This window comes from Poseidonibacter ostreae (assembly GCF_009208075.1).
Lineage (GTDB): Bacteria > Campylobacterota > Campylobacteria > Campylobacterales > Arcobacteraceae > Poseidonibacter > Poseidonibacter ostreae.
The window spans coordinates 1-259 of sequence record NZ_WFKJ01000148.1; the positions used below are offsets into that span (position 1 = coordinate 1).

1 protein-coding gene is annotated in these 259 nt (G+C 30.1%); it reads left to right on the forward strand.

The features are described 5' to 3' along the window. Positions 1–238: hypothetical protein (locus GBG18_RS15590; protein WP_226898719.1), on the forward strand; the 238-nt coding region annotated here is incomplete at its 5' end. Between the last annotated feature and the right edge of the window lie 21 nt (positions 239–259).

Below are 259 nucleotides of genomic sequence, written 5' to 3' on the forward strand. Positions count from 1 at the left end.
TGGCAAAACAAAGGTTGCGGGAGAGAATGCTTTAATTATGCTCACCTATAATTTTAGACGATTGTTGAATCTAATTGGTATTACACTGTTTCAAAAGCTGGTAAAAGCCAGTAAAAGTGGCAATATTGAGGATATAAAACAAGAAATAGTAGAGTACATTGCAGTTCTACACTTTTTTAAAGCTTTATTTCGTCAAAAAATGTGTTTATACATCTGGATATTGAAAAAACTTTCTTAGTCTTGATTCTTTTACTTATAT